Source organism: Litchfieldia salsa (assembly GCF_900104555.1).
Taxonomy (GTDB): domain Bacteria; phylum Bacillota; class Bacilli; order Bacillales; family Bacillaceae_L; genus Litchfieldia; species Litchfieldia salsa.
Map to the genome: position 1 here is coordinate 106,484 of NZ_FNJU01000003.1, position 21,644 is coordinate 128,127.

The 21,644-nt window shown below is 33.0% G+C and carries 30 protein-coding genes; 28 read left to right on the forward strand and 2 right to left on the reverse strand.

Annotated features, from left to right (window positions below; translation table 11 throughout):
* Positions 1 to 93 precede the first annotated feature (93 nt).
* From BLQ56_RS07390 to BLQ56_RS07410, 5 genes are all read left to right on the forward strand, one after another.
* Positions 94 to 483 (forward strand): VOC family protein, encoded by a 390-nt coding sequence (locus BLQ56_RS07390; protein ID WP_090851739.1) that lies wholly within the window; start codon positions 94 to 96, stop codon positions 481 to 483.
* Positions 484 to 575: 92 nt separating this feature from the next.
* Positions 576 to 752, forward strand: coding sequence for a hypothetical protein (locus BLQ56_RS07395; protein ID WP_238457206.1), 177 nt, complete (start codon positions 576 to 578; stop codon positions 750 to 752).
* A 200-nt stretch (positions 753 to 952) separates the two neighbouring features.
* On the forward strand, positions 953 to 3,046 hold the full coding sequence (locus BLQ56_RS07400; protein WP_090851744.1) for a S8 family serine peptidase: 2,094 nt from the start codon (positions 953 to 955) through the stop codon (positions 3,044 to 3,046).
* Positions 3,047 to 3,471: 425 nt separating this feature from the next.
* Positions 3,472 to 3,942: an inner membrane protein YiaA gene (gene yiaA, locus BLQ56_RS07405; protein ID WP_090851747.1), complete on the forward strand. Its 471-nt coding sequence runs from the start codon at positions 3,472 to 3,474 to the stop codon at positions 3,940 to 3,942.
* Positions 3,943 to 3,986: 44 nt separating this feature from the next.
* Complete coding sequence (locus tag BLQ56_RS07410; protein ID WP_090851750.1) at positions 3,987 to 4,286, forward strand: hypothetical protein; 300 nt, start codon at positions 3,987 to 3,989, stop codon at positions 4,284 to 4,286.
* A 146-nt stretch (positions 4,287 to 4,432) separates the two neighbouring features.
* Here BLQ56_RS07410 and BLQ56_RS07415 read toward each other — a convergent pair whose 3' ends face one another.
* Positions 4,433 to 4,855 (reverse strand): GNAT family N-acetyltransferase, encoded by a 423-nt coding sequence (locus tag BLQ56_RS07415; RefSeq protein WP_090852894.1) that lies wholly within the window; start codon positions 4,853 to 4,855, stop codon positions 4,433 to 4,435.
* A 128-nt stretch (positions 4,856 to 4,983) separates the two neighbouring features.
* Between BLQ56_RS07415 and pdxR the strand changes: the two genes are divergently transcribed.
* On the forward strand, positions 4,984 to 6,384 hold the full coding sequence (gene pdxR, locus BLQ56_RS07420) for a MocR-like pyridoxine biosynthesis transcription factor PdxR (RefSeq protein ID WP_090851754.1): 1,401 nt from the start codon (positions 4,984 to 4,986) through the stop codon (positions 6,382 to 6,384).
* 47 nt (positions 6,385 to 6,431) lie between these two features.
* Here the strand turns inward: pdxR and BLQ56_RS07425 are convergent, their stop codons facing one another.
* The gene (locus BLQ56_RS07425) at positions 6,432 to 7,943 is read right to left on the reverse strand and encodes a glycine betaine uptake BCCT transporter (RefSeq protein ID WP_090851757.1); all 1,512 of its coding nucleotides are present in this window, start codon (positions 7,941 to 7,943) and stop codon (positions 6,432 to 6,434) included.
* Between the two features lie 213 nt (positions 7,944 to 8,156).
* Here BLQ56_RS07425 and BLQ56_RS07430 point away from each other — a divergent pair, with 213 nt between their 5' ends.
* From BLQ56_RS07430 to BLQ56_RS07535, 22 genes are all read left to right on the forward strand, one after another.
* On the forward strand, positions 8,157 to 8,663 hold the full coding sequence (locus BLQ56_RS07430; protein ID WP_090851760.1) for a hypothetical protein: 507 nt from the start codon (positions 8,157 to 8,159) through the stop codon (positions 8,661 to 8,663).
* A 281-nt stretch (positions 8,664 to 8,944) separates the two neighbouring features.
* Positions 8,945 to 9,352: a GNAT family N-acetyltransferase gene (locus tag BLQ56_RS07435; protein ID WP_090851764.1), complete on the forward strand. Its 408-nt coding sequence runs from the start codon at positions 8,945 to 8,947 to the stop codon at positions 9,350 to 9,352.
* Positions 9,353 to 9,440: 88 nt separating this feature from the next.
* Positions 9,441 to 9,872: a hypothetical protein gene (locus tag BLQ56_RS07440; protein WP_090851767.1), complete on the forward strand. Its 432-nt coding sequence runs from the start codon at positions 9,441 to 9,443 to the stop codon at positions 9,870 to 9,872.
* 191 nt (positions 9,873 to 10,063) lie between these two features.
* A complete protein-coding gene (locus BLQ56_RS07445) occupies positions 10,064 to 10,780 on the forward strand; it encodes an alpha/beta fold hydrolase (RefSeq protein WP_090851770.1) in 717 nt (238 codons plus the stop codon).
* An 81-nt stretch (positions 10,781 to 10,861) separates the two neighbouring features.
* On the forward strand, positions 10,862 to 11,500 hold the full coding sequence (locus BLQ56_RS07450; protein ID WP_090851773.1) for a pyridoxamine 5'-phosphate oxidase family protein: 639 nt from the start codon (positions 10,862 to 10,864) through the stop codon (positions 11,498 to 11,500).
* Between the two features lie 174 nt (positions 11,501 to 11,674).
* A complete protein-coding gene (locus BLQ56_RS07455; RefSeq protein ID WP_090851776.1) occupies positions 11,675 to 11,953 on the forward strand; it encodes a hypothetical protein in 279 nt (92 codons plus the stop codon).
* 111 nt (positions 11,954 to 12,064) lie between these two features.
* Positions 12,065 to 12,835: a phosphotransferase gene (locus BLQ56_RS07460; protein WP_090851779.1), complete on the forward strand. Its 771-nt coding sequence runs from the start codon at positions 12,065 to 12,067 to the stop codon at positions 12,833 to 12,835.
* Between the two features lie 117 nt (positions 12,836 to 12,952).
* Positions 12,953 to 13,138, forward strand: coding sequence for a hypothetical protein (locus BLQ56_RS07465; RefSeq protein ID WP_090851781.1), 186 nt, complete (start codon positions 12,953 to 12,955; stop codon positions 13,136 to 13,138).
* A gap of 84 nt (positions 13,139 to 13,222) precedes the next feature.
* Positions 13,223 to 13,771, forward strand: a complete 549-nt coding sequence (locus tag BLQ56_RS07470; RefSeq protein ID WP_090851784.1) for a GNAT family N-acetyltransferase — start codon at positions 13,223 to 13,225, stop codon at positions 13,769 to 13,771.
* A gap of 24 nt (positions 13,772 to 13,795) precedes the next feature.
* On the forward strand, positions 13,796 to 14,167 hold the full coding sequence (locus BLQ56_RS07475; protein WP_090851787.1) for a hypothetical protein: 372 nt from the start codon (positions 13,796 to 13,798) through the stop codon (positions 14,165 to 14,167).
* 94 nt (positions 14,168 to 14,261) lie between these two features.
* Positions 14,262 to 15,152, forward strand: coding sequence for a DMT family transporter (locus tag BLQ56_RS07480; RefSeq protein WP_090851789.1), 891 nt, complete (start codon positions 14,262 to 14,264; stop codon positions 15,150 to 15,152).
* Positions 15,153 to 15,530: 378 nt separating this feature from the next.
* On the forward strand, positions 15,531 to 16,286 hold the full coding sequence (locus tag BLQ56_RS07485) for an SDR family oxidoreductase (protein ID WP_090851792.1): 756 nt from the start codon (positions 15,531 to 15,533) through the stop codon (positions 16,284 to 16,286).
* 32 nt (positions 16,287 to 16,318) lie between these two features.
* Positions 16,319 to 16,654, forward strand: a complete 336-nt coding sequence (locus tag BLQ56_RS07490; RefSeq protein WP_090851795.1) for a hypothetical protein — start codon at positions 16,319 to 16,321, stop codon at positions 16,652 to 16,654.
* Between the two features lie 157 nt (positions 16,655 to 16,811).
* A complete protein-coding gene (locus BLQ56_RS07495; RefSeq protein WP_090851798.1) occupies positions 16,812 to 17,522 on the forward strand; it encodes an SAM-dependent methyltransferase in 711 nt (236 codons plus the stop codon).
* Positions 17,523 to 17,635: 113 nt separating this feature from the next.
* Positions 17,636 to 18,010, forward strand: coding sequence for a hypothetical protein (locus tag BLQ56_RS07500; RefSeq protein ID WP_090851800.1), 375 nt, complete (start codon positions 17,636 to 17,638; stop codon positions 18,008 to 18,010).
* Between the two features lie 121 nt (positions 18,011 to 18,131).
* Positions 18,132 to 18,563, forward strand: coding sequence for a hypothetical protein (locus BLQ56_RS07505; protein ID WP_090851802.1), 432 nt, complete (start codon positions 18,132 to 18,134; stop codon positions 18,561 to 18,563).
* Positions 18,564 to 18,609: 46 nt separating this feature from the next.
* Positions 18,610 to 19,095: an HIT family protein gene (locus BLQ56_RS07510; RefSeq protein WP_090851805.1), complete on the forward strand. Its 486-nt coding sequence runs from the start codon at positions 18,610 to 18,612 to the stop codon at positions 19,093 to 19,095.
* A gap of 75 nt (positions 19,096 to 19,170) precedes the next feature.
* A complete protein-coding gene (locus tag BLQ56_RS07515; RefSeq protein ID WP_090851809.1) occupies positions 19,171 to 19,548 on the forward strand; it encodes a VOC family protein in 378 nt (125 codons plus the stop codon).
* A 91-nt stretch (positions 19,549 to 19,639) separates the two neighbouring features.
* Entirely contained in the window at positions 19,640 to 20,098 is a 459-nt protein-coding gene (locus BLQ56_RS07520; RefSeq protein WP_090851812.1) for a hypothetical protein, read from the forward strand.
* Positions 20,099 to 20,160: 62 nt separating this feature from the next.
* Positions 20,161 to 20,379, forward strand: a complete 219-nt coding sequence (locus BLQ56_RS07525) for a hypothetical protein (RefSeq protein WP_090851815.1) — start codon at positions 20,161 to 20,163, stop codon at positions 20,377 to 20,379.
* Positions 20,380 to 20,429: 50 nt separating this feature from the next.
* On the forward strand, positions 20,430 to 20,891 hold the full coding sequence (locus BLQ56_RS07530) for a GNAT family N-acetyltransferase (RefSeq protein ID WP_090851818.1): 462 nt from the start codon (positions 20,430 to 20,432) through the stop codon (positions 20,889 to 20,891).
* 88 nt (positions 20,892 to 20,979) lie between these two features.
* Positions 20,980 to 21,474 (forward strand): GNAT family N-acetyltransferase, encoded by a 495-nt coding sequence (locus BLQ56_RS07535; protein ID WP_090851823.1) that lies wholly within the window; start codon positions 20,980 to 20,982, stop codon positions 21,472 to 21,474.
* Positions 21,475 to 21,644: the final 170 nt, after the last annotated feature.

Consider the following 21,644-nt stretch of genomic DNA (forward strand, 5'->3'; position numbering starts at 1 on the left):
GAAACTATCTGTTGAATTGTTTATCTTGTATTGTCATACTTTATATAACGAAGGTATATCAAAGAAATTTTATAAAGAAAGAAGTGATGTTTTTTGATAAAATATAAATGTCTACACCATGTAAGTCTTACGATTACAGAATTGGAAAGAGCAAAGAAATTTTATAGGGAAGTTTTATGTTTGAAGGAAATAATTCGTCCCGGTTTTGGTTTTCCAGGCGCATGGTATGAGATTGAAGGACAACAACTGCATTTAATCGTCGATCCTTCATCACAAACCATTCGTCATGATAAAACCTTATCAAGCAGAGAAGGTCACTTTGCACTTAGAGTTGAGAGTTTTGATGAAACGCTTGATTGGTTAAGAAAAAATGAGGTAGAAATTCTAGATAAACGAAACAGCAAAAGTGGTTTCGCCCAAATTTTCTGTGCTGATCCAGATGGGAATTTGATAGAACTAAATGTAGATCAAAAAGATTTATAATGCTACTTATAAACATTAGTGCAAGATTGAAAACTTTTTGTAAAAGTATTGATTAGAAATAGAGGGTATTAAAACGTAAAATGAAGACTTATATGCTTAAAACTAATTTTAATGGCTTTAAAAAAGGTACACAATTCTATTTAGTTGCTGAATCTGAATTTATTGGGGTAAAGGACTTTGTGTTAAGGACGAAAGACTTAACAGTAAGGATTTCTATTAATGAAAAAGAGTTTAAACAAAATTTCACATTAATTGATAAGTTGGTTTAATACTTCTATCATGAACAATTCGATCTTCCTAGGCGTTAATTTTTAAGAATTGACGCTTTTTTTGCGTTGCCCTAAATCTAATCAGTTAAGGAGATAGTGGGAGTATTTGGACTAAAAGACTTTCGCTACCAATACCCAAAAGTCAACCTGATAGAGTATAATACATTTATAGTCTATTAAAATACGGGAGTGAAAATTTAATGAAACATAGACTCTTCTTAATCGCACTTCTGTCCTGTCTCATAATAACTGTTTCAGGATATAATCCTTCTTTTATTGATGCTGAAGAAGTTCCAACACAGGAAAAAGAGGTTATCGTTGTTTATAAGAATCAAAATGGTAAAGACCTCATTATTAAAGAGAGTCAAAAAGTAGAGTATGAGTTTGAAACCATTCCTGCTATATCTGTCCTAGCTACGGAAAATGAGATAGAGAAAATGGAATCAAACCCTAATATTGATTATGTTGAGGAAAATATTTCTTTTAAGATATCAGCAGACAAGACGTTTAAAGTATTAAATTCAATAGAAAGTGCTTCTTCTACTGAAACTCAATGGAACATAAAGGCAACAAATACCGAGCAGGCTTGGAATGAAGGATATACTGGAAATGGTGTCAAAGTGGCTGTGTTTGATACAGGTATCTCCAATCATAGTGAGTTAATTATTACTGGTGGAGTTTCGACTGTCGATTATACAACTTCTTGGCAAGATGATAATGGGCATGGGACACATGTATCCGGAATTATTGCGGCAAAGCCTGAAATAGCAAATGTAAATGGATTGGATATCACGGGTGTAGCTCCTAATGTCCATCTGTATGCAGTTAAAGTGCTAGACGGTTCAGGAGGAGGAACACTTCAAGACATTTTACAAGGTTTAGATTGGGCAATTGCTAATGATATGGACATTATAAATCTCAGTTTAGGTAGCCCAGATTACAGTCAGCTATTTGAAGATATGATTAATAAAGTCTATGAAGCTGGTATTCTTATTGTGGCTGCTAGTGGTAACACTGGATTAGAGAATTCAGTACATTATCCAGCGAAATTTAGTAATGTAATTGCCGTATCATCAGTTAGTGAACCATTAACGATTAGTAATTTTTCTTCGACTGGTATTGAAGTGGAGTTTTCAGCTCCAGGTGAGAATATAGTAAGTACATTTAACCAAGGAAATTACGCAATACAAAATGGGACATCTCAGGCAACTCCTCATGTTGCAGGAATGTTAGCTCTTTTGAAGGAGAAATATTCAAATGCAACAAATGTTGAATTAAAAACACTACTGAATAGCCATTCAAAAGATTTAGGTGTAACTGGTCATGATCCATACTATGGTCTCGGACTGATTCATTACAATTCTAATACGAATATTGTTACAAATCCTAGTGTAAGCTATTCAACCCATGTTCAAACATACGGATGGATGGATTTTGTTTTAGACGGAAAAACGAGTGGAACGGAAGGACAATCAAAACGATTAGAGGCAACTAAGATTCAATTAAAAAACAGTCCTTATAATGGAGACATTGTATATTCAACTCATGTTCAAACATATGGATGGTTAAGTCAGGTAGCCAATGGGAAAATTTCAGGAACCGTTGGTGAAAGTAAAAGAATGGAAGCGATCAAAATCAATCTAACTGGAGATATGGCGCTGCATTATGATGTTTATTATCGCGTTCATTCAGAAAGCTTTGGCTGGTTAGGTTGGGCTAAAAATGGTGAGCCTTCAGGTACAGGTGGGCTTTCTAAACGAATGGAAGCTATGCAAGTTATCTTAGTGAAAAAAGGTGAGGCTGCACCTGGACCAACAAATCAGGCATTTATTACAAAAGAAGCTTCAGTTACTTATTCATCTCATGTTCAGAACCTTGGCTGGATGAAAACAGTTTCTAATGGAAGCACCGGTGGAACTATAGGGAAAAGTTTACGAGTAGAAGCACTTAGAATCGCTTTAGAGAATGCTACTTATTCAGGTGGCATTTCCTACACGACACATGTACAAACATATGGATGGTTAAATCCTGTATCTAATGGACAAATAAGTGGGACAACAGGGGAAAGTAAGCGTGTCGAAGCAATTAAAATTAATTTAACTGGTGAAATGGCCAATCACTATGATGTGTATTACCGAGTTCATGTTCAAGATTTTGGTTGGCTAGACTGGACTAAAAACGGTGGATCTGCTGGAACACAAGGTCTTTCAAAACGAGCAGAAGCATATGAAATTGTTTTAGTTAAAAAAGGCGGAGTTGCACCAGGTTCAACAGCTACACCGTTTAGAAAGTAATTTTGGGAAAAGTCTATCATATTAAAAGGATTGTCTTAGAATACTTTCATTAAGATTAAAAATTGACGTATGCATTAGCATGCGTCTTTTTCTTTTCCTTTCAGGTTTTTACGAAGCATAATTATTCCCGCAACTAGGAACAAGGATTCCGCACTTACCGATTGGAGATTAGGCTAAGTCCGAACTTAAAGTAGGAAAAATCTCTACTTATTTTGTTATCACTGGTTATTCAGTCAAGGACTAGACTTCATGTTTAATGGAAATGTGATGAAAACCATCGTAGAGTGCTTAATTTTGGAAAAAAAACTAAATTTATCTATTATTTGTAAGAAAATTTTATATAATAGTTATAAGTGCTACATACATAGTGTATTTGCAGTAATGAGTCATTTTTAGTATTTTAATAGTTGGAGGAGAAAGATTCGATGTCGTATGAACAAGATGTTTTAGTGGATAAAGGTAACCAAAATGAACAGAAAATAAAAGTAGAAAGGAAAGATGGAGAACCCACTCCGGCTTTTAAGGGAGCTTCTTGGGCAGCATTGTTAGTGGGTGTTTCAGCTTATCTGATTGGTTTGTTTAACGCAGCAATGGAGTTAAATGAAAAAGGGTATTATTTTGCCGTTTTAATATTTGGACTTTATGCAGCAGTATCTCTGCAAAAGGCGGTAAGAGATAAAGAAGAAGGTATTCCAGTTACTGGAATATATTATGGTATTAGCTGGTTTGCGCTTATTGTATCGATTTCATTAATGGGGATTGGTTTATATAATGCAGGAAGTATTGTTTTAAGCGAAAAGGGTTTTTACGGGATGTCATATGTTCTTAGTATATTTGCAGCGATAACTGTTCAAAAGAATATTAGAGATACACAAAGAGCAAAAGACAGAAATTGATTAGCTGTTTGGCTTACCCAATTTCGTTTGGAAAGGAGTACTATATGAAGTTGATTAATGAGCACTTTGAAACTGCGATGGAAGCCTGGAATATGATGCAAAAGACTAGTGGTGATGATGGAGCAGAATGGGCAGAAAGATTTGAACGCTATTTTTATGAATTTATCGATGAATTGAAAAAGTGGTGGACCACTCTTGATCCAAAGCCCACAAATATAGAGGATGCCGAGGAGTTACCTGAAATCAAGAATTGGATGGAGCGGATTCCTGATCCTGTCAAAATAAATTTTCTTACAGAGTTAGAGGATATAGTGGATGGTAACGATACCGAACGTTTTGATTGACATTATGGTATAGAATCAAACTCACTGAAATCAAAGAGCATTATCAATTAATTGTGAAATGCTCTTTATTTTGTTTATTAATACAAGTTTAACTCAAAAAAGAGTCACTAAATGTAAATCCTCTCTTTTATGAATCCATATTCAAATTAGACCTTTTTAAAAAATACATAGCTAACCTTGTCATATTCCATCTTCTTTTCGTAAAATCGATGAGCATCTACGCGTTGTAATCCTGATGAAAGAGAGACGTTATCATAACCATTTTCCTTTGACCAATTATGGACATAATTTAGAAGTGTCTCACCATAACCTTTTGAACGATTATTGGTATCAGTGATTAAGTCACAAACCCAGATTGATCTTCCATTGTACAAAGTAATCATAGGCATGAAACCTGTTACAGCCACTACCTTTTCTTCAACATACAAAGCAGCTATCTTATAACCTTCTTTAACGACCGCTTCTTCTACCAATTGAAGGAATTGCTTTTCATCCAGGTGAGTTCTCAATTGTTTCATTACTGGATAAGCTTCCTTCCACTCCTCCTTACTATTTAATTCTTTTATCATTTCTTTTTTGATAGCCAATAGCTTTCATCTCCTTTTAACTTTTATATACAATTATTTAATCATAATCTGGTATAATCTAAAGTGCCAGATTCATTGTATTTAAAGGTGCCAGATTGGGAGAGGGAAATATGATTGAAATAACACCTGTTTTGGATAGTAAAAATGACAAACCGTTATATATACAATTAGCCAATTACATAAAACAAGAAATCCTTTCGGGAAGAATAAAACCAAAAGATAAATTACCGTCAAAACGAAGGTTATCAAACTATTTATCTATAAGCTTAAATACGATTCAATCAGCTTATGATCAATTATGTGCAGAAGGATATTTAGAGAGTAAACCTCGAAAAGGCTTGTATGTTACCCACTTCGATCGCGATATAAATTTAAACCAACCTACTCTTGTAAAATCAGAGCCACAACAAAAGTCAGCAGAAACTAAGGTTAAGATTGATTTCAATTCTGGAAAGGTTGATTTAGAACATTTTCCATATGCAATATGGAAAAAATTAACCATTCAATCATTATACGAAGATCAAGCAAACTTATTTAATATTGGGGATCCTCAAGGGGAGCAACTGCTACGGGAACAAATTAAAACACAACTTTTTGCTTCTAGAGGGGTTAGGTGCTCCTCAGATCAACTAATTATTGGTGCAGGGACACAGTCACTTATAGGACTATTGTGTTTGATCATCGGTAAAGAAAATATCTTTGCACTTGAGAATCCTGGGTACCATCGAACCAGAATTGTTCTAGAAGATTTGGGAGCCAAAACGGTAGCAATTCCTCTAGATGAAGATGGTATCACCATTCAAGAATTAAGAATCTCGGGTGCTAATGTAGTCTATGTTACTCCATCACATCAATTTCCGAATGGGATGATCATGCCTATATCTAGAAGAATGGAACTGTTAAAATGGGCAGAAGAAAACAAGGGGTATATTATCGAAGACGATTATGACGGAGAATACCGATATAAGGGTAAACCAATTCCTTCACTTCAAGGATTGGATGTAAACGAAAGTGTTGTGTATCTAGGTACATTTTCAAAGTCGTTGATCCCATCTATTCGTATCAGTTATATGGTATTACCTCCCACACTCATGAAACGCTATAAGGAACACTTTACAGTCTATAAGCAGACTGTTTCGCGTCTTCATCAGGATACTCTATATCGTTTTTTAAAAGAGGGTCATTGGGAAAGTCATTTAAATAAAATGAGAACACTTTATCGCAAAAAACATAGCACTCTTATGTTAGCTATTAAGGATTATTTTGGTGAACAAATAAGTGTAATAGGTGAAAAATCAGGACTTCATATTGTCTTGGAAATAAGAACTAATATGGATGAACACGAGTTAATTAGTAAGGCCATTAATGTTGGAGTAAAGGTTTATCCACTATCAATATACTATCAACGAGAGAGCCCGGGTTCTAGAATTTTACTTGGCTTTGGTGGGTTATCCGAAGATGAAATTGTTACTGGAATTAGGTTGTTGAAAGAAGCATGGTCTTTAATATAGTATGATAAATGAAAGACATAGTAGGATCTACTATGTCGTTTGTTAAATTATAACTTTCTTTTTTTAATCCGACCTATTCCAAGTTCTTTTGCTTCTGCTTGTAGAGATTTCAATAAGCTGATGGTCATCATTGCGATAATAACAGAAAATGGTAAAGCTGCTATAATCAACATATTTTGTAATGCTCGAAGGCCACCTGTATATAGAAGTACAACTGCTATTGAAGAAAGTAGGATCCCCCAAGTGAATTTTATTTTATTACCAGGTGTATGTGATCCATTTGTTGTCATCATACCCAATACATATGTTCCTGAGTCAGCAGAAGTGATGAAAAATGAGCAAATCAGTACGATCGCTGTTATGGATGTTACTAAAGGTAATGGATAGTGTGAAAAGACACCAAATAACGTTTCTTCTGCAGATAGATTAGATATTTGAGCAATCCCATTATGTTCAAGCGCTATGGCTGAACCACCGAAAGTTGAGAACCATAAAAAAACAATAACTGAGGGTATCAGTAATACAAAAAATACAAATTCCCGAATACTTCTTCCTCTAGAAACTCGGGCAATAAAGATCCCAACAAATGGTGCCCATGCAATCCACCAAGCCCAATAAAAAATCGTCCATCCAGTAATCCATCCGCGAATTTCTTCGTTCAACGGAGCAATTCTAAAGCTCATCTGTGGCAATGATTGAATATATCCTCCAATTGTGTCTGTAAATAAATGTAGAATAAATAACGTTGGACCAAATATAAACATAAGTAATAGTAAAGCACCAGCTAAAATCATATTGGTATTACTTAATATTTTTATTCCCTTCCCTAATCCAGACCATGCAGATATTAAAAATAAAACGGTAACGGTCGCAATGATAATAAATTGCATTTCAAAACTTTTAGATAGTTGAAATAGATATGCTAAACCACCATTGATTTGAACAGCGCCAAATCCGAGAGAAGTGGCAACACCAAGAACCGTTGCCAATACAGAAAAGATATCAATACTTTTTCCAGTAATGCCGTTCACCTTATCACCGAAAATTGGTTCTAAAGTTGCACTTATTAAACTTAATTTATTGTGTCTGAAATGAAAATATGCAATTGCTAGGGCAACGATGCCATAAATACTCCAGGCGTGAATCCCCCAATGAAAAAAAGTGAACCTTAGTGCATCTTTTATTCCTTGATTAGTACCAACTTCACCAGTAGGTGAATTAATTGCATAATGGCTAAGTGGTTCTGAAGTACCATAAAATACTAGTCCTATTCCCATTCCAGCACTAAATAACATAGCAATCCAAGTAGGTCTAGAAAATTCAGGCTGTTCATCTTGTCTTCCTAGTTTAATTCGGCCAACAGGTGAAAAAACTAGGTATAGACAAATAACGAGGATAATAGAGACTAAAATCAAGTAATACCATCCAAATGCATCAGAAATAAAAGCTTGAATAGTTGAAGTAACTTCTTCTAATGTACTAGGAATAATAATTCCAGTTAAGACGAGTAAAGAAATTATAATTATTGAAATATAAAATACTAAATAGCTTTGTTTCATTACAAAACCTCCTACATGTGGTAACGACATATATAGTCTTGTCTATTTTAGTTATTTAATGTAAAGGTTTTCTTCGCTATGCCCTCCATTTGCATTAGGTAAAAAAGAATTCAATCTGCCTTGGGGAAAATAGTATGAATAGAGTAGCTTCTACCTTAAGGAATAAAAAAGAATGGGAGTTGGTAATCTACTTATAAAGGGAGGTTGACATATATGTCAATAAATAAACAATGGACTATTAATATTGTAATGATTGTTCTTTCGTGGATTTCCTTACTTTTCATGGGAAGTAAAAGTATGAAAAGATTTCTTCCTGCATCAATATTTATTGTTGTATTTGAAGCATTAAATGTTCAAATTGGAAAAAAACGAAAATGGTGGATTTTTTATAAGAAACCGAACTCGTATTTTTCAGGTGAATTTCCTTTTAATATTGGCCCTTTTTTCGCAGGAACGATTTGGATATTAAAACTTACATATGGAAATTTCAAGAGGTTTTTAATGCTTAATGCAATAGTAGATGGATTCTTTGCCTTTGTCATACCGAAGTGGTTGGAGAAGTTGAAAGTTGGTAAATTAGTCAGATTGAATCACTTTCAATTTTTTCTTTATATGTTTTATAAAGCTTATATCTTATATGGATTCCAAAAAATGATTGAGAATAGTAGAAAAGAATTAATTTTAATAAATAAAGGAAAAAGTTTTTTAAATCAGGAGTGATTCTTCAAAAAGGAAGATTCGCTCTTTCTTATTGGCTTAACAGTCCCAAATTGTCAAAGAAAGAATATATATTTCCTTATAGTTAGAAGGGATTAGGCAAAGTTCGCCGTATAAATACAAGTGAATGCTAATAATTAGGAGTTGTTATTTATGGCTAATGGTATAAAGGACTTTTATTGTGACGAAGTGTTAAGTGGGAAGACAGCTGTAGAAGTAGTGTTGGAGACTGAGCAAACTTTTAATTGAATTTGACCTGTAGGAAAAAAATGGGGGGATAATCAATGGATTGGTATAAGCAGAGTTTTATGGTGAGTGATGATAGTAAGTTAATTGATTTAGAGAGTGTTTTACATTTGCTCTTAACAACATATTGGGCTTCCAATCGAACAAAAGAAATGATTGAAAAAAGTATTAAGAACTCTGTTTCTTTTGGTTTATATGACCATGATAAACAAATTGGATTTGCAAGAGTAGTTTCAGATAAAGCCGTATTTTCCTGGGTTTTAGATGTAGTTGTTGATGAAAGTTATAGGGGCAAAGGTTTAGGTCAATGGTTGATAGGTTGTATTTTGGAGCATCCAGATTTAAAACATACATCATTTGCCCTAGCTACAAAGGATGCACACGATTTCTATAAGAAGTTTGATTTTATTGAAGACACATGTATGAGAAAACGACTTACTATATAGGTGCTACAATTAAGTTATAACCACTATTTGATAGAGTTTTTGGTATTAAAAAGTTCATGAATCTATTTTTCCAGTAGGAGGAATTTCCTTGTCAAAGAAAGCGAATATCTACTTTATCATCAGTGTTTTCGCAATGTTACTAATAGGTTGTACAACCCCGGATAAGTTTGATCTAAAACAACTTACTAGAATAGATATTGAAGTGGTTAAGGCAGATGAAAGCTACGAAGAAGCCGAAATGATTACTGATGAAGAATCGATAGACTCGTTAAGAAAAGTATTTAAACAAATTAAATGGGAACCAAATGTAGAACCTAAAATGTCTGGAAGAGAAGATTTAAAGGCAACTCTGTTTTTCAGATATGATAAGAACATGCCTGAAAGATTATTTGAATACCGTATTTGGATTAATCAAAAAAATGATACGGCAACAATTATTAGCAACAATGAAAAAGAAGGCTATGGAATACTAGATAAAGAACATGCACAGACATTAGAAGATATTTTACTCAATAAATAGAAGAGTAGGAATTTATGAGAAGATCGCTTAGGTGATCTTTTTTTTTGCGTTAAACAGATCAGCTTACCCTATAAGAAAAAGTAACTCAACATTAAGAATTAATGGTAAAATAAAGAAAATTATGATTAATTTAGGAGAGCGTAATTAAGAACAAATAACCAATTTTAATTAAAAAATGATGGGGTGACGATATGATTTTACATACGAATATTACAGGTGAAGGAGAACCTTTAGTCTTAATCCACTCGGGTGGGATGACTGGTTTGACCGAATATCAGGAACAAGCAGATTACTTTTCGGTTCAGAATTATAAAGTAATCAGACCTGATCTAAGAGGCCATGGAAAGTCTGTTGGGGAAATAGATCACTATTTTAGCCGTTGTATTGAGGATATAAACGACACTTTAGAATTTCTGAATGTTGAAGTATGTCATATTGCTGGAGTATCAATAGGCGGTGTTGTAGCCTTGCTTTTTGCTAAAAAGTATCCGCATAAAGTAAAGTCGCTCAGTTTTTCTGGTATATTCCCTGTTAAGCCAGATAACTGGACTGAATTAACTAGAGAAGAAGCTGAAGGCTATGAACAGTTGTTTAATGACGAAGAGGCAGTAGGCTACTTGAATGAAATTCATGGCGAAAGTGATTGGAAGACGTTGCTTCGTTCGTTTAATGATGATGATTTTTATCCGTTTGATGAGTTAGGTGATGTATCAAGTTTGAAAATTCCAACTCTATGTATTGTTGGCGATAAGGAAGAACTAGAAATTTCTGCTGTTACAACTTATAAAATGTTAAATCCTACATTTAATATCTCTGTTATTCCTTTTGCTGGACATTTGGTACATAGGGAGCAACCAGATTTATACTCTAAAACTTTAGAGATCCTTCTTATGAAACACAGAGGCTAATTTTGAAGAAATCAATCAAATCTTAATAAATCAAGTTAGAAAAAAATCTAAACAGATAATTGAGATCAGAGGTTATATATAATGAAACAAAACTATGAATTTAATAATATGATTAAAACTGAAGAAGAATTGCAATCTATCATTGGTTTTCCGAGTGATTTAGTTAAGAACAAAGTGATTACATATCTTGATCATCATTGTTTAGATTTTATTTCTAAATCACCGTTTTTGGTACTATCTACTTCAGATAAATATGGATTTTGTGATGTTTCTCCAAGAGGAGATCAGACTGGATTCGTTCAAGTGTTAAGTGACCGGCAACTAGTCATACCGGAAAGACCTGGAAATAAAAGGGTAGATTCTTTGCGTAATATACTATCTAATCCAAGAGTTGGTCTGCTCTTTTTTATACCGAGTATGGGTGAAACACTGAGAGTGAATGGAAAAGCTACTTTGGTCTCCGATGAGGAAATACTTGAAAAGATGGCGGTAAATAATAAAAAACCACTTTTAGGTATCCATGTTGAGGTTGAAGAATGTTTTATTCATTGTGCAGAAGCCTTCAAACGTTCGGGATTATGGGATCCTCATACCTGGCCAGATCAAAACATGTTGCCATCTGCTGCGAAAATGATATTTGACCACGCAAAACTCCCTAATACAAGTGTAGAATCTATTCAAGATAGGCTTGATGAAGGGTATTTAAAAAGACTTTATTAGTTTTTTGCAGAGATGGCGTAATATTGGCCAGTTGTCATTATTTCCTTAACTAGTTGCGTATCTATAATAAGGGATACGCTTTTTCTTATTCATTCTATAACTTCTAGAAATAAGAAACTTTTGATGAGTATTTTCGTAAATAGTAAATAATTGAAAAATTGGAGGTGATTGTAGTTGGAGGCTAATACACAAACGTCTCGAAATATTGAAATCGTTCAAAAAAAAGACCTTACTATAAGAACAGTGTTAAATATATATGGAGTTTTCGCTGTTATTGTATTAATACTATCGATTTTTACTACCAATATATTTATCAATGAAAATATGGTATTTGTTTATAATGAAAATTTAATGATGGGGAAGAAAAAGATAAAGGAATTCTTATCATTTATTTTCGGTTCTGCGATCGTGTTCTTTACTTGTGTAAATTTATATTATCGAAAACTTAAATAATCAATATTATCCTAGCATTCTTTATTAATAGGAAGAACCATTGAGGTGAATGGAAATTCATCAATTTAATTGGTACTTTTTTAGTAAACACGAATAGGGGAACAGAATTATATGAATGAAGGCTTATTTATAAAGCTAGAGGAATTAATTGGATCCATATATGAGATAGAGAAACTCAATGAACAAGGATGCACCTCAGAAGTTCGCAGAATAATTACAGATCATCGTTCGTACTTACTTAAAAGTGCCTTTAAAGAAAGGTATCGAAAATGGTTAAATACTGAGGCTCAAGTTTTAAAAAAGCTAAATACAGAAAAACTCATTTCAGTTCCTGAATACTTTGGATTTATTTTAGAAAAGAATAGCAGTCATTTAATCATGTCATTTGAAGGTGGATTAACATTAACGACAGCCTTAAATAGGGCACCTTCATCGACCGAAAGAAAAGCTTTAATTAAGAGTTTTGGAGAATTTCTTCATCAATTTCATGAAAAGAAGCCTCTTGAAATCCTTAGAAACAGTAGTGATTGGTTAGAAGAACAGCTTATTAAAGCCCAATTCTATGTTGAGAACGGACAGACGGAGGGAAGTTTAAAACTATTAAATCATCTAAAGACTAACAAACCACTATCAGTAATACCGACAATGATACATGGTGATTGCACAACTGATAATGTGTTTGTCATCGATGGAGCCGTCAAACTATTTATTGATGTTGCTGGAATGACAGTTGGAGATCCTAGATACGATGAATCATTAGCCATTAGAGAATTTATTAATAACCCAGAAGATTTGGCTGCTTTTTATGACGGGTACAAACGGTATAGAGTAACAGAGGAAGAATTTAAATATTTCGATCAAGGACTTTATGAATTTTTCTAGTTTAATAGGCTAAAGTCTTAATATTTAAAGGATCTAACTGCAAAGCTACTCATAACTTTAAAGAAGAAAATCCTATAAAGGATGGTTTTTAAGATTAGTAAAAGGGAGGGAACAAGTTTGTTTTATGATAGCTTTAGTGCTACGTTTCTTGCCCTTGTATTTTGGTGGGCAATTCTACTGGCTTTTAAACGATATCCTAGTCGATATCCTAATAATAATACATGGAAAAAAGACATTTTCATCACATTTATCCAAAGTATTGTTAGTCTTATTGTATTTGCTATTATCAATTATTATTATTAACCAATAAATTGATGATGAGTTTGGTAATAAAATAAAAATGGAATTATGAAGATACATATACTATGTTGGTCGATGGGGTGTACCATGATTTATAATCATTCAGAGAAAACAATCAAAACGGACCGGTTAATTCTGCGTTTATTTAGAGAATCTGATGCAAAAAAAATTAGTATTTTGTGTAACAATTATCATTTATATAAGAACACCTTGTATCTTCCCTATCCCTATTCAATTGATGACGCTTTAGGATGGATAAAGAATCATCTTAGCAATTATAATGATGATAGAATGTATGAGTTTGCTGTTACAGATAAAGAAACTGGAGAATTATATGGAGCAATAGGGTTATCCCACAATAAAAATGCTCATAATGGTGAAATTGGTTATTGGATTGGCGAAGAATATTGGGGTAATGGTTATGCAACAGAGGCTGCTAAAGGGATGGTTGAATTCGCCTTTACAAAAAAGAAATTTCACAAAGTATATGCCCGTTACTTTACAACAAATACCGCTTCTGGAAGAGTTTTAGAGAAAATAGGGATGAAACAAGAAGGAATTCTTAGAGAACATGTTATGAAGGATAAGAAATATATAGATCTTGTTTATTATGGGATAATCAATCATGAAGTCTAACTATTGATTCAAGGAGGATAGTCTATGAAAATAAAGAATCTTGTTATCTTATCATCAATTTTGTTAAATGTTATATTAAGTTTCCTACTATATAATGAAGCAACTAGAGTAGATCCAGGACCGGTTGATATTGGAGTAGCATTTAAAGATGCAGTTAGATATGAGGAGTATTCACTTGCAAAAACGCTTATGGCTGAAGCTAGAGTTGAACATATATCTGAAGAAATATTAAAGGAAGTAAATGAAATAATGAGTGCTAGTACCAGTTTCAGAACTTACGAATTACTAGAATTTGATAATGGTGAAATGGTATTACTAAATTTAACTCCAGATAATAAATATCACATACAAGATGTGATGATTATTCCGGATGACCAAAAGAGGATCTTCAAATAGCCACCATATTTATGGAACTCCTTTAAACCTTTCTTTTAAGATGAAATTAGTTTGAAAAAATGAAAATGATATAAAACTGAGAGGCTACTAAATAATGACAGATATACAAAAAGGTTATTTGTTTAATTTTTTATCCGTATTAATGATGGGGGTTGGTCCTCTATTATCAAAGTTTGGACTTCTTGATATTTCACCATCTAAAGCAGCGATTATAAATGCAATTACGATAATAATCGCAAGTTATCTATGGGGAAAACTTACTAAACATTCAGTTCGTTTTTATTATGAGAAGGAGATGCTTTGGTTAGCTTTATTTAACACTTTAGGAGTCATTTTTTTGTTTATTAGTATGGATTTACTTTCACCCGTTCAGGTTGGATTCTTAGGGAGATTTTATACCGTTTTTGCCGTAGTTCTTTCTTTTTTTATATTAGGTGAGAGAATGACGAGAAGAGAAATTATATTTATAATGCTTGCTATTTCTGGCGCATTTTTGTTTGTCAACAAGGGAGGAGACTTTAAAGTTGCTTTATTAGGAAGTGTTTTTGCAATTTTGTATACGTTCTTCTTTGCACTTACTAACGTTTTTATTAAAAAAACACTTTCCAAAGATAAAAACTCTAATTCTATTTTATTTACAAACAACTGCATTACGCTAGTAATTGTTGTCATATATGCATTGTTAATTGGTGATTTGTTTGATGGGGCATATACATTTCAAGGAGTATCGTTTATAGCATCATCAGCTCTTATAACAGGTTTTGTAGGAACAATTTTCTTATACGAAGCGTTAAAGTATCTCCGTTTTTCAATCGCGAATGTTACTAGAGCATTTAGTCCTGTTTTGCTTGCTATCATCTCATTTCCGTTTTTTCCTGTACCCTTAACACTTACGAATATTATTGGGGCTATTCTTTTACTGGTGTCAATTTTATTACTTTCTATAGGTGATCATAAAAAACAGAAAGTAGAAGACCAAAACTGATAATTTTCCCTAACTCTCTAACAGATATGTACCAAACAAATGCAAAGGGTTTAACTTTTGCGTTAATAATATAATTTCAAAATACTGGGAAAATATTGTTTGTTTAAACAAAAACAAGTAAGATTAGATTTGAGATGTAGTTGGAAGGGGAATTAAAATTTGCTATGTGGAAAACTCTTTAATGATTTGGATAAAAATGAATAGAAAACACTTCTATAATTATCCTATAGGTGTAGTATGTCTATTTATTTAAATGATGACCATTAAGGGATGTATGGTGTGGAATGTTAGTTATCCATCAACTTCGTAGATACCATTGTGGTGAAATACTTACTTCTTTTTTTCCATATCGTAGTGTCCCTGATAGGGGGAAATATGATGATTTATAATAAAAATAAAATTGCACTTATTACAGGAGCGAGTAGTCAAAGAGACATCGGTGCTGCAATTTGTCGAAACTTAGCTTCACGAGGAATACATATTTTCTTTACTCATTGGAACTCTGATCCTTTTTGGATAGAAGAATTTCAAAAAGAGATTATGGATATGGGTGTCCTTTGCGAAAACTTAAAAATTGATTTATCAAATGCTAATGCGGCATTTATTATACTTGATTCAATAGAAAACAAGATGGGTTTTCCATCAATCTTAGTAAACAATGCAGCCCATTCAAAGAGTGATGGGTATTTAGAGTTAGATGCTCAAATAATGGATGAACATTATGCAGTTAATATGCGATCTACCTTTTTGCTAAGTGTGGAATTCGCTCGTCGTTTTAAAAAACAAGGTTTAGATACTGGTAGAATCATAAATATGACATCGGGACAAGATTTAGGTCCAATGCCCGGAGAATTAGCTTATGTAGCTACCAAAGGTGCTATTTCAGCCTTTACGAGATCATTATCACAAGAACTAGCTCCATTAGGCATCACAGTTAATGCTGTAAATCCAGGACCAACAGATTCGACTTGGATGACGGATGAAATAAGAGAGTACCTTCTTCCTAAATTCCCGATGGGCCGTATTGGATCGCCAGAAGATGTCGCGCGTACGATTGCTTTCATTGCTAGTGATGATGCTAAATGGATAACAGGTCAGATTATAAATTCAGAAGGTGGATTTATTCGTAATTAGAATAAGGTAAGTATATAGAAGGAGGTAGAAAAATGTATTTTGAGACTCTTCCTAGTTGGTTTTGGGTAATCTATTACTTATTCTTATTGACAACATTAGGAAGCGCTATATTTTGTATTGTCAAAAAGACAATGAGAAGCTTGTCCTTTTTATCCATTGTATTTAGTATAACTGTTCCAATCGTTAGTATGTTAAATAGTATAGAAAGAGCTAATGAGGCTAATGAATTTGAACATTTAATCAGTCAATTACAATTAGGTGCCGTTTGGTCTATTTTTACGATTGCTGGTTACTTATATTTAGTAGTTTGGTGGATTTTATTCTTCTTTAAAAGAAGGTCTAAGAATCGAGTTATAATATTAAATTAAAAAAAGAGTGCAAAGACCTCCATCTAATCTGGGGGTCTTTTGTTTGTTAGAATTTATCAAGCTTTCAGAACAAATTTATTGAATTAGAAAAAAAGGGTAACATTGCCAATTTTTTCATGCTATATTATAAGTATTCTTTTATAAGAGGTGAGTTTAGTTGAGTAAAGTTGAGCAGAGTACAAAATTAGATTTAGAACGAATTGTATTTATCGGAAGAACCTTTGAAGAGTATTTAGATATGTTCTCGCTATCAAAGGAAGAATTAGAGGGAAAGAAAATACTTGATTGTCCTGCGGGAGCTTGTTCATTTACTGCTGTTGGTAACAAGTCCGGTTTAGATGTAACAGCTTGCGATATTGCGTATGATCATGCAGGTGAGGCTCTAAAAAATAAAGGTCTCCAGGATATTGAACACGCGATGAAGCATATGCGGAAAGCCCAAAATAATTACAAATGGGATTATTTCAGAGATATAGAAGGTCTTAGAAGAAATCGGTTAAGTGCCTTAGAAGAATGTACCACCGATATGGAAAAAGCCAGAGGAAGATATATTCCGGTTACGTTACCTTCATTACCGTTTCAAAATGAAGAATTTGAAATTCTTCTCTCTGCCCATTTTCTATTTATGTATGCGGATAGGTTAGATTATCAATTTCACATAGATACACTGAATGAGTTATTGAGGGTTACTAAGGAAGAAGTTCGAATTTTCCCCTTAGTTGACTTAGAGGGAAAAAGATATGAACATTTAGATCAGATAAAAAGTTATCTAACAGATAGTGGCTTTATCATTGAAGAAGTGAAGGTTCCATATGAATTTCAGACAAATGCTAATTCGATGTTAAAAATAAAAAAGGATAAAATATAATTGAGGTGCAGCTACTGATCATAGCAGGATTAGTAGCTGTTTTGTTGAAGTAAAGGGTCAGAAAAGTGGAAAAAAGTATATAAGAAAATGTTAGAATCTGATTGGAGGGAAATATGAAGTACTTTGAAGAAGCTAAAAAAATTTGGATAAACCACGTTCCAAAGAGCGGGCAAGCAGATGCCATAGAAGGTGAATTGTTAAGAGCGATTGAAAAACTTCGATATGAAGCTCAAAATAATGGAAATGGTAATTGGGATGAAGGATTTGAACGGTTTTGCATGTTCCTTAGGGACACGTTAAACGATATAAAAGTCTTTGATAATCAGGTTTTAGATGAAATTAGAACAGATATTGATACGTTGCTTAATTATGAAGTACCGTATCTTGCAGATGATTTGTATGACAGAATTACTGATCATGTCGTTGAATGGAGTTTTGTTTATAAAGGTCCAATTAAAAGGGAGAAGGATCCAAGTCAATATAGATAATTTCATTTAAACAACAAGGTGCTTTAATCCCAGAAGGATTAAAGCACTTTTTAGTAGAAGTTATTGTTAAGTAAAGAATAAAGAAATGACGGTTAACTTACTAAATATAAGGCGGTATTATATGAAGGATAAAGTTATCTTAGTTATATTTTTAAGTTTGATTGTAGTAATGTTTGGGATTAGGTGGGTTCACTTATCTAATCTATCAGAATCAAGTACTATTGCTATGAATTATTTAAAGGATGAAGATTTATTTATTCTATACCATGAAGGGGAGTTTGGACCATACTCTTTAACAAAAAACGACATAAACGAAAAACCATATAGTGACTACTTATCAGTGCAAAATTTCGATGCAGAGTTCTATGCGGATAAACAACTTCATCATGAATTTTTCTATGTAAACCAACATCTTTTAAGTGAGATATATGGGTTAGGTAGTATATTTGTCACAGTAATTATTAGTAATGAAGAAGTTGTAGGGGCATTCTCTGTGAAAAATGGTATGACATACTCTTTGCTTGGAGAAGAGGAAAAGAAGATTGCGAAGTAACTATTGTCAAACATTAAAACATTAAGGAACATTAGGAGGAACGTCAGTGAGGAAGATTACATTATCTAATGGAACAACAGTAGAAGTTGAATGTTTAAGCTGTGCTTTGACAGGTGGACTTATTGAACCTGAAGGTGGTGTAGTGGTCGAAACTGAATATTTTCATGCACATCAAGATGTTGCATATCCAATAAGAGGCTTAATCATATTAGCTTCAAAACGTCATATCAAATGCTTTGATGAACTAACTGAAGAAGAAAGAATGGACTATATCAACCTTCTTTCAAAAATTAGAAAGGTTCAAAGAGAGATTCTAGATATAGAATACGTTTATTATTTTTACAATGAAGATACAACACATCATTTTCATACTTGGATGGTTCCACGCTATGAATGGATGTACGAGTTCGGACGTTCGATAGAATCTGTTAGACCTGTACTTCTTCATGCAAGAAACAATATGAATAGTGAAGAAAATAAAAAGGAAGTAATGAGTGCAATTAAAGCCTTAACTAATGAATTAAAATGTTAGCTTATTCAAAAAAAATAGTATTTGTAGAAGAAGAGTAACTAATAAAAATTTTAACTTTAGAAGGAGGAACTTATAATGATTATTGGACTACATCACGCTCAAATTACTATACCAAAGGGTGCTGAAGAACAAGGTAAACATTTTTACTGTAAGGTATTAGGATTAGCAGAGATTGAAAAGCCTGTTCCCCTTAAAGGGCGAGGAGGATTTTGGTTACAGGTTGGAAAAATGGAGGTCCATGTAGGTACGGAAGAAGGTTTCGATAGATTACTAACGAAAGCTCATTTAGCATATCAAGTAGAAGATGTTTCTCATTGGAGAAAAGTATTAGAAGAGAACAACATAGAAATTTTAGAATCAGTTCCAATTCCAAATTATGAACGTTTTGAATTTAGAGATCCTTTTGGTAACAGAGTAGAAATGATACAAGAGGTTACAAGAACGGGTACCTGACCTAAGCAGGGTTTGTAGTTATCTATTACTCTTTTTATATGAAGGTTACCTATGTTTTAATCCATTTTACAATAAGAGGTGAACCACTAATTTGAAAACAGAAATTAAGGTAGCAATCGTTGTAGTCAGTTTCTTGTTAATTGCGGCATTCATAAAATTTTTCGACAAAGAGGATGTTTGGAAGGTTAACGAAAAACGATTAAAAGAAGAGATCATTTCTATAGATGAATCTGTTACAAAGGTGAACTTACTAGATATCACTCCGTTCGAATGGGATGTTGTCTATTCATTTGATCCCTATACTAGTAGTGAAGATATCTATGAGAAGGTTGGATACAAGTGGGATGAAATTACTGAAACTGTGAGTGAGGGTATGAACCAGATCGTGTTTATGAAGGATGGGAAAGTCGTTTGTTATGTATATGGCTATCCAGAGAATAATGGGTATGGAATCAATTTTCATGCGCAAATGCTTACAGTGGATGATCCATTGACCTTTCAAGTAGATAGGAATAGTGGTTTTAATTACTTATTATTTCGTGTTGAGTAAATGGGGACTAAAGAGAAACTGCCTTAGCTAGTAATCAAGTAATTAATTTTAGGGGTGATCTAATGGCATATGCTTACACTTTATTCGTTATTTCTGTTATTGGATTAATAATAGTTCGAATGACGAAAAGGAAATCAAGGGCTTCTAATAGATATACACCATATGATGACATTACAATTGGACACAAAAATAATGTGAAATGGGATCGTTCAATAGAGGATTCCAAGCATGAAATTCATTACGAAGAAAAAATAGAGAATGATAAAACAGTCAAACGATAGAAAATATAGTTCTTGATTACCCGACAATAAAACTATGAGAGGGACCGGTTATGACTTCTTATCAAATATTGAAATTATCTCTTGAAGACTTTAATAAGTGCTCTAATATTTGGGATATGAACAACAAACCCGAAATGGCGAAGAGGTTTTATGACGAGCTAGTAAGCGGAAATAGAATTACCTTTATTTATTTGGAAAATGAAGAGTTTATAGGGGAAGGGTCATTAGTTTTTAACAACAATGATCCAGAATATACGATTCCAAATAAACGGATTTATTTATCTCGTATGATCGTCAAAGAAGGATATCGCAATCGTGGAATAGGTGGTATTATTCTTGATTATTTGATCGAGTATGCTGAGCAACTTGGATATGAGGAAATAGCTCTTGGAGTTGACACCGATAATATTAACGCTAGACATCTATATGAAAAGAAGGGATTTACAAACGTATTATTTGTTGGTGAAGACGAATATGGTGAATATGTAAAACTACTAAAAATAATAAAATAGAGTTATCTCGAAGGAAGCTCAGTGGTTTAACCAAAAGATAAATTAGTTAAGAAATTAAAAGTAGTTCATTTTATAGGAGATGTAATAGATGAATAACCAACCTGTTGTGACAAAGTATTCAAAAGAGTATCAATCCCAAGTCGTAGATTTAATTCTTCATATTCAGCAAACAGAATATAAGATACCTATTACCAAGGAGGACCAACCAGATTTGTTTATCATAGAAGACTTTTACCAAACTGGAAATGGCAACTTTTGGGTAGCTATTTATAACGATAAAGTAGTTGGTACAATAAGTCTTTTAGATATAGGAAATAATGAAGTCGCTTTAAGAAAGATGTTTGTAGACAAAGATTTCCGAGGAGCAAAGTATAAAACAGCAAAACTTTTATTAAACGCTGCTATTAATTGGGCGCAAGAACACTCAATAAAGACAGTGTATCTTGGAACAACACCACAATTTTTAGCTGCTCATAAATTTTATGAAAAGAATGGATTTAAAAATATAAAGAATGAAGAGTTGCCTGATAATTTTCCCATATTACAGGTAGATAAAAAGTTCTATAAATATTCTCTTACATAGATTCAATAAGAGACCATACAATCATACCAATTAGACCACAATTGATATGATTGTATGGTTATTAATATTGTAGTAATTCTATCAGTTAGATCAAATTACTTATCATATTACTGTAAGTAAATAAACCAAGTGATTTTAGTATGTTAATGAACTTTCATTTGATCGTTTTT